The organism is Negativicoccus succinicivorans (assembly GCF_018373335.1).
GTDB lineage: Bacteria > Bacillota > Negativicutes > Veillonellales > Negativicoccaceae > Negativicoccus > Negativicoccus succinicivorans_A.
Genome location: NZ_JAHAHH010000037.1, coordinates 1 through 12,712 on the forward strand (window position 1 = coordinate 1; position 12,712 = coordinate 12,712).

12 protein-coding genes and 4 tRNA genes are annotated in these 12,712 nt (G+C 56.8%); 14 read left to right on the plus strand and 2 right to left on the minus strand.

Translation table 11 applies throughout. The features are described 5' to 3' along the window. The 9 genes from KH813_RS03895 to KH813_RS03935 all read left to right on the plus strand — a co-directional run. Nucleotides 1-2,560, plus strand: a 2,560-nt coding sequence (locus KH813_RS03895; protein ID WP_303993486.1) for a phosphoribosylformylglycinamidine synthase, incomplete at its 5' end; no start/stop codon positions are given. A gap of 11 nt (nucleotides 2,561-2,571) precedes the next feature. After that, complete coding sequence (locus KH813_RS03900) at nucleotides 2,572-2,787, plus strand: hypothetical protein (protein ID WP_303993488.1); 216 nt, start codon at nucleotides 2,572-2,574, stop codon at nucleotides 2,785-2,787. After that, entirely contained in the window at nucleotides 2,784-3,278 is a 495-nt protein-coding gene (locus tag KH813_RS03905) for a hypothetical protein (protein ID WP_303993491.1), read from the plus strand. The genes KH813_RS03900 and KH813_RS03905 overlap by 4 nt, the downstream gene beginning before the upstream one ends. Nucleotides 3,279-3,289: 11 nt before the next feature. Continuing rightward, on the plus strand, nucleotides 3,290-3,832 hold the full coding sequence (locus KH813_RS03910; protein ID WP_303993493.1) for a hypothetical protein: 543 nt from the start codon (nucleotides 3,290-3,292) through the stop codon (nucleotides 3,830-3,832). Nucleotides 3,833-3,927: 95 nt separating this feature from the next. Next, nucleotides 3,928-4,003, plus strand: a tRNA-Asn gene (locus KH813_RS03915). Between the two features lie 3 nt (nucleotides 4,004-4,006). Next, a tRNA-Glu gene (locus KH813_RS03920) sits at nucleotides 4,007-4,081 on the plus strand. Between the two features lie 4 nt (nucleotides 4,082-4,085). Next, nucleotides 4,086-4,161 (plus strand) — tRNA-Val (locus tag KH813_RS03925). Between the two features lie 145 nt (nucleotides 4,162-4,306). Then, nucleotides 4,307-4,397, plus strand: a tRNA-Ser gene (locus KH813_RS03930). Between the two features lie 104 nt (nucleotides 4,398-4,501). Beyond that, entirely contained in the window at nucleotides 4,502-5,974 is a 1,473-nt protein-coding gene (locus tag KH813_RS03935; RefSeq protein ID WP_303993496.1) for a class I adenylate-forming enzyme family protein, read from the plus strand. A gap of 81 nt (nucleotides 5,975-6,055) precedes the next feature. Here KH813_RS03935 and KH813_RS03940 read toward each other — a convergent pair whose 3' ends face one another. Beyond that, nucleotides 6,056-6,652 carry a YIP1 family protein gene (locus tag KH813_RS03940; protein WP_303993499.1) on the minus strand — a complete coding sequence of 199 codons (597 nt, stop codon included), beginning with the start codon at nucleotides 6,650-6,652 and terminating at the stop codon, nucleotides 6,056-6,058. Then, nucleotides 6,642-7,595, minus strand: a complete 954-nt coding sequence (sppA, locus tag KH813_RS03945) for a signal peptide peptidase SppA (RefSeq protein ID WP_303993502.1) — start codon at nucleotides 7,593-7,595, stop codon at nucleotides 6,642-6,644. Before sppA ends, KH813_RS03940 begins: the two co-directional genes overlap by 11 nt. A 187-nt stretch (nucleotides 7,596-7,782) precedes the next feature. Here sppA and KH813_RS03950 point away from each other — a divergent pair, with 187 nt between their 5' ends. From KH813_RS03950 to KH813_RS03970, 5 genes are all read left to right on the plus strand, one after another. After that, nucleotides 7,783-8,811 (plus strand): rod shape-determining protein, encoded by a 1,029-nt coding sequence (locus KH813_RS03950; RefSeq protein WP_303993505.1) that lies wholly within the window; start codon nucleotides 7,783-7,785, stop codon nucleotides 8,809-8,811. Further along, nucleotides 8,811-9,704, plus strand: a complete 894-nt coding sequence (gene mreC / locus KH813_RS03955) for a rod shape-determining protein MreC (protein WP_303993507.1) — start codon at nucleotides 8,811-8,813, stop codon at nucleotides 9,702-9,704. Before KH813_RS03950 ends, mreC begins: the two co-directional genes overlap by 1 nt. Then, nucleotides 9,701-10,177 (plus strand): rod shape-determining protein MreD, encoded by a 477-nt coding sequence (mreD, locus tag KH813_RS03960; RefSeq protein WP_303993510.1) that lies wholly within the window; start codon nucleotides 9,701-9,703, stop codon nucleotides 10,175-10,177. The genes mreC and mreD overlap by 4 nt, the downstream gene beginning before the upstream one ends. Nucleotide 10,178: 1 nt before the next feature. Continuing rightward, the gene (gene mrdA, locus KH813_RS03965; RefSeq protein ID WP_303993513.1) at nucleotides 10,179-11,978 is read left to right on the plus strand and encodes a penicillin-binding protein 2; all 1,800 of its coding nucleotides are present in this window, start codon (nucleotides 10,179-10,181) and stop codon (nucleotides 11,976-11,978) included. 14 nt (nucleotides 11,979-11,992) lie between these two features. Beyond that, nucleotides 11,993-12,712 (plus strand): AAA family ATPase (locus KH813_RS03970; protein ID WP_303993515.1); only part of this gene is annotated, 720 nt, incomplete at its 3' end.

A 12,712-nucleotide genomic window follows, 5' to 3' on the forward strand; every position in this document is an offset into this window, starting at 1 on the left:
TAACCAGATCGGTCTCGCGACCGGCCAGGTACGTGAATACTACCATCCCGGTTACGTGGCCAAACGCATGGAAGTCGGCGCGGTCGTCGGCGCGGTGCCGGCGGATCAGGTCGTTCGTCGCGTGCCGGAACCGGGCGATATCGTGTTGCTGGTTGGCGGCCGTACCGGTCGTGACGGCATCGGCGGTGCGACCGGCTCTTCCAAAGAACATACGGAAAGCTCATTAACCACCGCGGGCGCGGAAGTGCAAAAAGGTAACGCGCCGACGGAACGTAAATTACAATGCCTATTCCGGCGTCCGGAGGCCTCGCGCCTGATTCGCCGCTGCAATGATTTCGGCGCGGGCGGCGTGGCGGTCGCCGTCGGCGAATTGGCGGACGGCTTGATGATTAATTTGGATGCCGTACCGAAAAAATATGAAGGATTGGACGGCACGGAATTAGCGCTGTCCGAATCGCAGGAACGTATGGCGGTGGTCGTCGCCGCGGATGATGCGGATGAGTTCCGCCGCTATGCGGATGAAGAAAATCTGGAAGCGACGCCGATTGCGGTCGTCACGAAAGAGCGCCGCCTGATGATGCAGTGGCGCGGTGAAACCATCGTCAATTTGGAGCGCTCGTTCCTCGACACCAACGGCGCCGGTCGAGCCAGCGCCGCCGTCATCACGACGCCGGCCGAAGAAAATTATTTTACGCCGCAACCGGTGACGGATGTGCGCGCCGCATGGGCGCAAACGCTCGGCGATTTGAATGTCGCTTCGCAGCGCGGTTTGGGCGAACGATTTGACGGGACGATCGGCGCGGGCACGGTCCTGATGCCGTACGGCGGCGCGCGCATGTGCACGCCGGTCGACGGCATGGTCGCGAAAATTCCGTTGCGGCACGGGGAAACGTCAACCGTGAGCATCATGACCCACGCGTTTGATCCGTACTTGGCGTCGTGGAGTCCGTTTCACGGCGGTCTGTTCGCCGTGCTGCAGTCGCTGGCGAAAATCGCGGCGCTGGGCGGCAACTGGAAACGCGCCTATTTATCCTTGCAGGAATATTTTGAAAAATTAGGCGACACGGCGTCTTGGGGCAAACCGGTCGCGGCGCTTTTGGGCGCGTTTGTCGCGCAGTCGGAACTGGAAGTCGGCGCGATCGGCGGCAAAGATTCGATGAGCGGTAGCTTCCTTGATTTGCATGTGCCGCCGACGCTGATTTCGTTCGCGGTGGCGCCGGGCGATGCGACGCATATTGTCAGTCCCGAATGGAAGGGACGCGACCACGCGTTGGTCTTGCTCGAAACGCCGTTGGATGAATACGCCATGCCGGATTTTGAAGTCTTTATCGATCATGCGGATCGGTTGTTCGCGGCGGCGGAGAAAGGTTTGCTGAAAAGCGCGCAGGCGGTTGATGCGGGCGGTCTTGCTGCCGCGTGCGCGAAAGCGGCATTCGGTAACCATATCGGCGCAAGGCTGAGTGATGCTCTCACTCCGACAGAATGGTTCGCGGCGCGGCCGGGTTCATGGCTGGTCGAATTGGACAGAGAGATCGCGGAACAATGGGCGCTTGACGAGCATATTACGATCATCGGCGCCACCGCCGGTGACAGCATTTCTCTTGCCGGTGTTACGTTACCGCTTGATGAATTGCAAGCGCGTTGGGAAGAGCCGCTGGAAAAAGTATTTCCGACGAAAACGCTTCAACCGGCGCCGCTGTATCCCGTTTCGCCGGTGGCGGGCAATCCGACACGACGCGCGCGGACTACCATTGGCACGCCGCAGGTCGTCATTCCGGTAATGCCGGGTACGAACTGTGAAGTGGACACGGCCCGCGCATTTGAAAATGCGGGCGCCAATGTGTCGACCGTCGTCGTGCGCAACCTGACGCCGCAGGCGCTGAATGAATCGGTGGAAGCGCTTGTCAAAGCGGTGGAAACGACACAGATTTTGGCATTTCCGGGCGGATTTTCCGCCGGCGATGAACCGGACGGTTCGGGTAAATTTATCGCCGCGCTGTTCCGGCATCCGGCATTGGCCGACGCGGTGAACGATCTTCTGACGCATCGTGACGGTTTGATTTTGGGCATCTGCAACGGTTTCCAGGCGTTGATTAAACTCGGCCTGTTGCCGTACGGAGAAATCCGCGAATTGGCGCCGAGTGCGCCGACGCTCACCTACAATACCATCGGGCGTCACATTTCGCACTACGCGATGACGAAGATCGTTTCGACGAAATCCCCGTGGCTCATGTATTTTGAACCGGGCGAACTCCATCGCATTCCGTTCAGTCACGGTGAAGGACGTTTATACGCGGCGCCGGACGTCGTACAGGCTTTGGCGGCGAACGGTCAGATCGCGACGCAATATTGCGATGAATGGGGCAGCGTCCACGAAACGATGCCGGCGAACCCGAACGGATCGGTCGCGGCGATTGAAGGCCTGCTCAGTCCGAACGGACGAATTTTGGGCAAGATGGGTCACAGCGAACGCTATGGTCCGTATGTAGCGAAAAATATTATCGGACAGAAAAAACAGAAAATTTTCCAAGCCGGTGTAGATTATTTCACAGGGAGATAACAAAAGATAAAATGCGACGCGCACAAAAAATTACGATGCTTGCGGCACTCATATTATTGCTGAGTTGCCGCACGGCGGAAGCATGTCCGTTTTGCCTGCTGGGCATGTATGAAGCGCATATCGCCAACTTCGGCAATTATGTGATGACTATTTTGCCGGTGCTGACGCCGATTGTGACGGGAATTGTTTTGTACTGGCGGGAGCTGAAGCAAAAATTATTCGGTTGAACGGAGCGCAAAAACGGCGGACGCTGCTCGCGGTGACGTTGGTGTCGCTTTTGGTTTGGGCGGGCTGGCACGGGTTTCTGTGGTATGCGGAACGAACCGCGCAAACATGGTACGGCACCTGGCAAGCGACGGGGGTCGAACCGCAAAGCGGGGAACGTTACGTTTGCACGATGGCGCTCGCGCCGTATCAACGATTGAATGCGCGCGAATTTGCGGTGCGCTGCGAATTCGGCGTAGTGTACCGTGACCCGGCGGTACGCATCGCCGAAGTGGAACCGTTGCCGGCCGTGATTCGCGGCGACACTTTGTACTTGCCGCCGCAGACAAAAGACGGTCGCGGCGATTTGACGCGGCTCGGCAGCAAAGGCGCGGACGAAATCATCAGTATTCGGCATTTCCGATTTCATAAAATCAGCGCGGAGGTTTTACCGGAGGTGGCGCTGGTCACGCGGTCATTGGATAGCGCACGGACGCTGCCCGCGCGGGAATAGGGAGGCGCAATATGGGAAACAGACGGCAGTGGTACTTGCTTGTAATTTGCGTTTTCATCGGCGTGCTGTCGGTGTTTGCCGCCGAACCGATTACGGCGGAGAAGGTTGTTATCCTGCCGACGGCAACGACGGAGCGACATGTGGAACTCGGCACCTATGTGGAACGACGTTTGGCCGAGCCGTTTCGCTATCCGTATTATGAAATAACGAACGGGCCGCAAACGACAATGCCGTTTACGCGCCACGACTTTGCCGCCGTCGCCAAGACTTACGATGCGGATATCGTAATCGGTTCGGAGTTGGTGCGTTTGGCGCAATTTACACGCACGGATTGGAACGGTGATTGGTGGACTACCACCTTTGGTGAGTTGCGCGTGTATGCGTATTACCGGCCGAATGATGAGATGCAGGTGTGGCAAAGCACGTACAACGACACGGCGGAAGAATCGGTTTTGAATACGCCGCAGGCGGTGGTCAAGGAAATTACCGACCGCGCGCTGGCAGAATTTCCCTACCGACGTATACCGACGCATCGCCCGCGCGTGTCGGCATAACGTGCCATCGTGGATACCGAGACGCAGATAAAAAGCAAGTGCAAAACCGCGCTTGCTTTTTTTTATTTCATCGGCTATAATTACTTTTGTTATATTCCCTGATAGCTCAGTTGGTAGAGCAATCGGCTGTTAACCGATCGGTCGTAGGTTCGAGTCCTACTCAGGGAGCCAGAAGGCCCGTTGGTCAAGTGGTTAAGACACCGCCCTTTCACGGCGGTATCGGGGGTTCGAATCCCCCACGGGTCACCAATCTGGGCGATTAGCTCAGCTGGGAGAGCGCCTGCCTTACAAGCAGGATGTCGGCAGTTCGATCCTGTCATCGCCCACCATCTGAAAAAGAGACCGCGCGTCTCTTTTTTATTGCGTAAAATTCCGTTTGTCGTGCGGCTTTCCTGCAGACGATAAAGATGTCATGGCATCAATTTTCCTTGACAAAAAGGCGAATTTTACGTAAAATAGTGGAAGCTTTTACTTGGAGCGGTACTCAAGAGGCTGAAGAGGACGGTTTGCTAAATCGTTAGACGGTTTACCCCGTGCGTGGGTTCGAATCCCACCCGCTCCGCCAGTTTATTTATTCGACACGAAGGTGTCTTTTTTTTTGCCCATGATTAAAAATTTCATGTAGAATATAAGAAAGAAATTGCCGAGATTTCGGCCAAGGAGGAAACCATGTTACTGGATGAACTGATCACCGGGCACAATCCGGAGAGTATCGCCATTCGCGGTCCCGAAAATGTCACGTATGGCCAATTAAAAGAACACATCGCGCGGTATCGCACCGTTCTGCACAAAAAGGGCGTGAAGCGAGGCGATCGTGTCGGTTTGTATGAACAGAACAGCCCCGCATTTATTTACATTTACTTCGCGATCGTCAGTCTGGGCGCGATCGTCGTCCCGATCAACTGCATGTTGACCGAAGCGGAAGTGGACTACATCGCCAAAGACGCGGGTTTGGTATTGCTGGTCGCGCATAAAGAATTGCACACGGCGGCGCCGTTGCTTTTGGTTGCGACGCTTGTCGAAGAAGCGCAGGGCATCGCCGCAGCGGAATGCGTTCCTGCGGAAGCGCAACGGGAAGACACGGATGTGACCACGTTCATTTACACGTCGGGCACGACCGGCCGACCCAAGGGCGCGATGCTCACGCATCGGAATCTGGCGGAAAACGTTATACAATTCAATGCGGTGTTACCGCACGAGCCGGAAGATCGCGTTCTTTGCGTGTTGCCGATGTACCATTGCTTCGGTTGGACGACCTGTGTCATGAATCCGCTTATCCGAGGGGGCAGCGTCGTTCCCGTCAACACGTTCCGTCCGGGCGAAATCTTGCAGGCGATCGAAACGTACGCGGTAACGGTATCGTTCTTAGTGCCGCCGTTGTACCATCTGCTGGTGCGCCTGGCCACTCCCGAACGGTTGAAATCGGTCCGTCTTTTCGTCTCGGGCGGGGCCAGTTTGCCCGAACCGGTCGCGAAAAAATTTGAAGAAATTTACGGTCGGCCGATTATCGAAGGCTACGGGCTTTCGGAAGCATCACCGGTCGTTGCGGTCAATCCGGAAGACAAACATAAATACTATTCGATCGGTCCGGCGCTTCCGGGCGTGCGCGTTAAAATTAACGGGTACGACGCGACGACGTATGAACCGGGAACGATCGGTGAACTTTTAGTACAAGGCGCCAACGTCATGCAGGGGTATTGGCATTTACCCGAAGCGACAGCGGAGGCCTTGCAGGACGGCTGGTTGCATACGGGCGATCTCGCCTATATGGATGAAGACGAGTATATTTACATCGTCGACCGCTCCAAAGACATGATCATCGTCAACGGGGAAAATGTGTATCCGCGCGAAGTGGAAGACGAAATCTATCGGTATCCGGGCGTGTCGGAAGTCGCGGTGGTCGGTCATCCCGACGGCTTGCGCGGACAATTCGTGTGCGCGTACATCGTGTTGCAGGAAGACGCGGAACTCGATACGCAGTCTTTGCGCAAATATTTGGCGCAACGTCTCGCCGCGTTCAAATTGCCGCGTAAATATGTGGTTTTGGATGCGCTCCCGAAAAACAGCACGGGAAAAATTTTAAAACGGGTGCTGCAGGAAAGCGATACGTTTTCCGGCGCGGATGCGGACGATAAAAAATAACGCGTAAGATAAATAAAAAAACTGCCGTACGGCAGTTTTTTTATTGCGTAAATATGGATGCGCGAAAAATAACAGGCCTCGCTAAAAGCGGCCGAGCTCTTCCAGAGCACCCGACCACATCGGCATGTTCGCGAGAAATAACCAGAAGCAAGCAAAGATCAGGAAGGTGACCAGGAGCAAGAGGCCGATAAACGGAAACAGTAAGGTGCAGACGGCGCGTCCGAGACGGATTCCGTAATTTTTTTGCAGTGCCGTGAGCACGAGGAAGATCGTCCAGCACGTCACCACCAACGTAAGCGCGTCAAACAGTGGTGCATTGACGGCCGCCGGCAAGAAATTAAGGATCACACCAAAGGCCGTCAGAGCGTTGGGAAACAACGCGAACGGCAAGGCCTGCAAGAGCCCCTGCACGGTCCCAACGCCTCCCAAAAGAGACGCGCAGAAATGCATGAGAGCGCCGCCGAGCGCAAGGTACAATATGCCGCCGATGAGCGAGACGGCAAAGGCTGCGCCCAGCGCATTCGGCATCAGACCGACCGAAGCGAGCGAAGTGATCAGCGTGCTCAGAATAAACACGATGACGGCTTCGCCACGGACATCGGTATGAGTGATCCGATACAATGCCAATTGCGGCCGCGTGATTACGTCATAGAGAAGTTCCAACGCGTTACTGAGCATGCGGCGCCTCCCATTCGGTGCGAGCGCTTCCGCCTTCGCGACGAGTTAAGCTTCCGACGCTTTCACGAAATGCGCTGCGAAGTTCGGCGCTGAAGAGGCGTTGCCAGGAAACGGAGTCGTCGCCGTATTCGTGAGTAGGCACGTCCGTCGCGGGCAAGCCGACGAGGTTGGCCGTATAGTCGAGCGCGTCGTAGTAATTGCCCATTTCGTCCACGAGACCGGCGGCCTGCGCCTGACGGCCCGTGAAAATACGTCCGTCGGCCAGTTCGCGCACTTGTTGCGGATCCATTTTTCGGCCCGTCGCGACGACGTCTACGAATTGCTCGTAAATGTCATCGACCATGCCTTGCACGAGGGCGCGTTCTTCCGGCGTCATCGGACGATCCGGCGAGAGAATATCTTTATGCGCGCCGGATTTGATTTTATCGTTGTTGATGCCGAGTTTTCCCATCAATTCTTCATAGTTCGTATAGCCGATGTACACGCCGATACTGCCCGTCATCGACGAGGGGTTGGCGAACACCCGATCGCCTTTTGCGGCGAGCCAATAACCGCCCGACGCGCACATGTCGCCCATCGAAACGATGACCGGCTTGCCGCTTGCTTTCAGCCGATCGATTTCGTCGCCGATTTCCTGCGATGCGGTGGCCGAACCGCCGGGGCTGTTAATACGCAATAAGACAGCCTTCGCGGCCGGATCCGCGGCCGCTTGGCGAATTTCTTTCATGAGTCGGCCCGATGAGGCCGTTGTGCCGCCGCTGAAAAGGTTGGACGGCATATCGGCCGCGCCGACGATCGGCCCCTCGACGCGAATGACCGCCACGTAACCGTCACCGTTAGAGATCGTTTTTTTGTCAGAGTGTGACGGCTGTAAAAAGATGGTGAATACAATGCATAAAAGTATGATGGCGCCGATCATCCAGCGCTTTTTCTTTTTGTCCATGAAACCTCCCTGCCAACAAAATTTATCCATTTTATTTTAGCATAAACTGCGTAAACGCATGGAAAAAGACGTCAGCTGTTGGTAAAAGCATTGCCGGCGTGCGTTTTCCGCGGCCGCTACTATAGGAAATATGTTAAAATAACAAGATAGGCGATTAGGCAAATAATAATCGTTACGGAGTGAAGAAATGAAACGAATTTCAATGCGCAGCCTGTTGGTCGGGATCGACCCGGGCTCATTATATACACGCGTAGTGGTGGCGGACGCTCAGCAGGAAATATCCGAGCCGTCGCTGGCGGCGGTCACCACGCAGGGGGAAGTCGTCGCTGTCGGTACCGAAGCGGCGATTCGCTTGCGGGCGGAGCCGCGCGGTCTCGTTGCGGTGCGACCTTTCGTCGGAGGCGTCGTGGCGCAACAGGCCGCCGCGCAATTACTGTTACAATCGATCTTGGATAAAGTCCAACGCGGCGCCGTAACGCGGCCGACCGTGTGTCTTGCCGTGCCTTCGTTGCCGTCGCAGGTGGCGGCCCGGGCCTGGCTGCAGACGACGCGCCAAGCGGGAGTATTGGAAACGTTGCTGACGGATCGCGGCGCGGCGGCGGCGCTGGGGTCCGGTTGGGACCCGTTGCGCGCGGAAGCGGCACTGGCGGCGGATTGCGGCGAAGGATTTACGTTGACCGCGCTTTCGGGCGGCGGTTATCTCGCCAATGATTATCTGCCGGCCGGAGGCCGCGCTTTGAGCGCGGCGTTGCGGGCGTACTTGCGGGAAACCTACGGAGTGATGGTCGAGACGGCTACGATTCAAACTCTCGTGCGTGAAGTGGCGGTCTGTGTACAGAGCGTCGGCGAAACCCGTCAGGAATGTACGGGACGCTTGCTGGCCGACGGCACATTGACGGAGTTCACCGTGACATCGACGGAGTTATTGCCGCTCGTACGTGAAGTGACGAATGTCTGGTTGCAACGTTTTCGCCGTTTAGTGCGCGGACTTTCCGCGCAGGCGCAGGCGGATCTTTTGGAAAACGGCGTACGCCTGACCGGCGGCGCGGCATTGGTCAAAGGATTTGATTTGGCGCTTTCGGAAACGCTCGGCATTCCCGTACAGGTCGCGAAAGAGCCGTTCGGCACAGTGGCGCGAGGTGGCGTGCTGGCGTTGAAGCGCCGCGCGGAGTGGCCGTATTTATTGGTCGGTGGCAACGTGGGGAGGAATGAATAGTGCGGGGAATCGAACGACGCACGCTGGTTTGGGCGATTGCCATCCTGCTTTTGATAGGTTTGGTCGGTTGGGCCTGGCGGCATCGTGAGGCGGTGCCTTTTGTCACGCAACCCCTGGTCGCGACCGCGACGCCGTTTGAATACGGAACGGCGCGTGTGACGCAGGAGGTGCTTGGCGGCGCGAGTATCTTGCGCGGCGCGGTAACCGGCTATTCGGAATTGCATCAGCTGCGGGCGGAAAATGACGCGCTTCGCGGCGCATTGACGGCGCAACGCGAAATTGTCGCGGAAAATGAACGCCTGCGCGGTCTCTTGCAATTTGAAACGACCTATCCGCAATATCAGGTGCTGGCCGCGCGCGTGATTACTCGCGATGACGGCGGCTGGACGCAGAGCGCGGTGATTGACCGCGGCAAAGCGGAAGGTCTGACGAAATATATGGCGGTGATGTTGCCGCAGGGCGTGGTCGGCTTTGTCAGCGACGTGTATCCGCACTCGGCGCGGATCCAATTTATTTTGGATCCCCGCACCGCGGTGGGCGGCATCGTGCAACGTCCGCAGTCGCGCGTGGCGGCGCTCGTTTCCGGCAACGGTAACGATGTGGCGCATCCGGAGATGATCGATATCGTCAAAGAAGGCGATATCGTGGTGGGCGATGCGATTGTGACGTCGGGTTACGGCGGCTTGTATCCCAAGGGACTTTTGATCGGTACGGTGAAAGAAATCGTGCCGGATCCTTCGGGTGTCGTAAAGCGCGCCGTATTGACCCCGGCCGTTGATTTTACCAAATTGGAAGAAGTGCTGGTGATTTTGAACGCGTCCACGGCGGCCGTGCCGGTTGAGCAGATGCCGAATCTCGTTCCCGACGCGCCGCAGGAAGGAGCGAAGGGATGACAACAACCCGCCGATGGGTAAGCGCGCTGCTCATTTTTTTCCTGCAGACGGCCGTACTGCCGTTTTGGTGGCAGGCGGAGGTGCGCCCGGATCTCTGGCTGGTGGCGGTGGTCCTCATTACGCTCTTCTACGGACCGCGGTACGGTTTTTTTGCCGCGGCCTCGGCGGGGCTGATCGCCGATGTGCTGGCCGCCAACTTTTTCGGACCGCATCTGGCGGGATATTTGCTGCTCGTTTTGCCGTTGTGGCTCGCCTGGTCGCGCTTTCAGATTCGTTGGGAGATGTCCTTCCTCGCGGTGCTTGTGGCAAGTCTTTTCGCGGCGCTTGTATACTATTGCATTTGGTGGCTGGGCGGCATACCGATTAATATGACGCGAAGCTTCCTCAGCGTCGCGTTGCCGCAGGCGCTTTTGAACGCGCTGTTGGCTCTGGCGATGCACCCGCTTTTGCGCCCGCGCCGCCAAGGAGATTGAGATGCTGGAAAGTTTATATAAAAAAGTTACCGATCGTCGGTACAATTCGTTCATTTACGTCATCGCGGGCCTTTTCACGCTGCTCGTGCTGCGCCTGTTCGTATTGCAGCTGATCGACGGGGAGCATTACCGGGAACTCGCGGACGGCAACCGCATTCGGCAAATGACCATTCAGGCGACGCGCGGCGTGTTGCTCGATCGCAACGGTGAAATTATCGTCGGTTCGCGGCCGGTCTACATCGTTTCGTATACGCCGCAGCAAAAACCGATGGATGCGGCGCTAGAAGCGCGCTTGGCGAATGTGTTGGAAATGACGCCGGCGGACATTCAAAAGAAAATTAAAGATCACGGCGCGTCGTTCGGACCGGTTCCGATTAAAGTGGACATCGGCCCCGATGTGGTGGCGAAAATTGAAGAGTATCGCGCCGAGTATCCCGGCGTGACGATCGAGGTGCAGCCGTTGCGGTACTATCCGTACGGATCATTAGCGGCGAACGTCATCGGTTATGTCGGTGAAGCCGGTCCGGATGATCGCAAACCCGACGGCAGCGAATACGCGCCCGGAACGATTGTCGGTCGCTCCGGTTTGGAGTTATATTATAACGATTTGTTACAGGGAAAAACCGGCGGTCGGCAGGTAGAAGTCGACGCCACGGGGCGGCCGGTCAAAAACATTGAGGAAGCGCCGATTACGCCCGGTCATAATTTGCGGCTGACCTTGGATTTACCGTTGCAGCGAGCGACGGAAACGGCGATTTCGGAACATCTGTCCGAACTGGCGGAGTCGCATATTTGGCCGACGGGAGTAGCGGCCGTCGCGCTCGATCCGAATACGGGCGCGGTGTTGGCGATGGCCAACTGGCCGTCGTTTAATCCGAATTCGTTTGCGGTCGGTATTACCGCCAAAGAATGGCGGGATCTCAATGAAAACAGTTTGCGTCCGTTTGATGATCGCGTGATCTCGGGCACCTATCCGCCGGGTTCCATTTTTAAGGTAATCACCGGCACCGCGGCGCTCAACGCGAAAGTCGTCACGCCGGAAGAACGGATTTACGATAACGGTCGGCACTGGCTGATCGATAAACGCAATGCGGCAGGCGAAGCGTTCGGCTGGATTAATTTCCAGGAGGCCATGGCCAAATCGGATAATGTTTACTTTTACGAATTGGGCAACCGCCTGGGCATCGATCGAATTGCCGAGATGGCGCGCGCGTTCGGTTTGGGCGAAGCGACCGGCATTGATTTATACGGAGAAGCATCCGGGCTCGTAGCGACCGAACAGTATAAAAAAGAAGTGTTTCATGACGACTGGTATTTGGGCGAAACATTTGACGCCGCGATCGGGCAAAGCTTTCACTTGGCGACGCCGCTGCAAATGGCCTCCGTCGTCAGTCAGATTGCCAACGGCGGGACGCGGTACAAACCGTACCTCGTGAGTCGCATCAATCATTTGGACGGCTCGCCGTACCAAATCCATCAGCCGCAAGTGGCGGGACGGCTTGTCGTTCCGAAATCGGTACTCGATACCGTGAAGCGCTCCATGTGGGCGGTCACGCAGGAAGGCGGCACCGCGGGCGCTTTATTTCACGGTTATCCGATTGAAGTCGGCGGCAAAACCGCGACGGCGGAAACGGGCGACGGTCCGGATCACGCGTGGTTCGCGGCGTTTGCGCCGTATGACAATCCGCAAATCGTGATCGTGGTATTGGTGGAACACGCCGGCTACGGGATTGAGTCGGCGGCGCCGATTGTCAAACAAATGTTGGATGCGTATTTTCACATTCCGACAGCGAAACAATAGAAAGGAAACGATAAATGGGACAAATCATCACACTGGCATCCGGCAAAGGCGGCGTCGGTAAAACCGTAGTCACCGCGACCTTCGGCGCGGCGCTGGCGGAACGCGGCCAACGCGTGTTGCTGCTGGACGGCGACATGGGTTTGCGCGACCTCGACCTGGTGCTGGGCGTCGAGGACCGCGTGCTGTTTGATATATTTGACGTCGCAACGGGACGTTGCTTTGAAGAAGATGCGATTTTACATATCGCGCCGAATCTCGATTTCATGCCGGCCAGCCAGCAATATCGCTGGGAAGAACTCGAAGGCGACGCAGTACTGACCGTGTTGGAAGATTTGCGTGATCGCTATGACTACCTTTTGATCGACAGTCCGGCGGGTATCGGTAAAGGACTTATGTACACGCTTGCGATGGCGGATCGGATTTTTCTCGTCGTGGAACCGACCTGGGTGTCCTTGCGGGACGCCGACCGCGTCATGCACTATATGCATGAAGATCGGATGTTTCATTACGCGTTGATTTTCAATAATTTTCATAATGCGCAGACGCCGGGGTATTTGACGGCGGAAGAAATGGCGGATCAGATGCAGCCGGAACATCTCGGCGGCATTTTGCCGCATGCGCCGGAAGTCGTGGCTCAGTCCCAGGCGGGTAACGTCACGAACGTGGCGCTGCTGGGCGCGTTCGGCAAAGCGATGACGCAAATGGTCGACGACTTTTTAGCGGGACGGGAACGC

What these genes read in the sequence shown, in the direction of transcription:
- KH813_RS03900 (WP_303993488.1), top strand. Translation starts at nt 2,572, where the DNA reads ATGCGACGCGCACAAAAAATTACGATGCTTGCGGCACTCATATTATTG.
- KH813_RS03910 (WP_303993493.1), top strand. Translation starts at nt 3,290, where the DNA reads ATGGGAAACAGACGGCAGTGGTACTTGCTTGTAATTTGCGTTTTCATC.
- KH813_RS03935 (WP_303993496.1), top strand. Translation starts at nt 4,502, where the DNA reads ATGTTACTGGATGAACTGATCACCGGGCACAATCCGGAGAGTATCGCC.
- KH813_RS03940 (WP_303993499.1), bottom strand. Translation starts at nt 6,652, where the DNA reads ATGCTCAGTAACGCGTTGGAACTTCTCTATGACGTAATCACGCGGCCG.
- sppA (WP_303993502.1), bottom strand. Translation starts at nt 7,595, where the DNA reads ATGGACAAAAAGAAAAAGCGCTGGATGATCGGCGCCATCATACTTTTA.
- KH813_RS03950 (WP_303993505.1), top strand. Translation starts at nt 7,783, where the DNA reads ATGAAACGAATTTCAATGCGCAGCCTGTTGGTCGGGATCGACCCGGGC.
- mreD (WP_303993510.1), top strand. Translation starts at nt 9,701, where the DNA reads ATGACAACAACCCGCCGATGGGTAAGCGCGCTGCTCATTTTTTTCCTG.
- mrdA (WP_303993513.1), top strand. Translation starts at nt 10,179, where the DNA reads ATGCTGGAAAGTTTATATAAAAAAGTTACCGATCGTCGGTACAATTCG.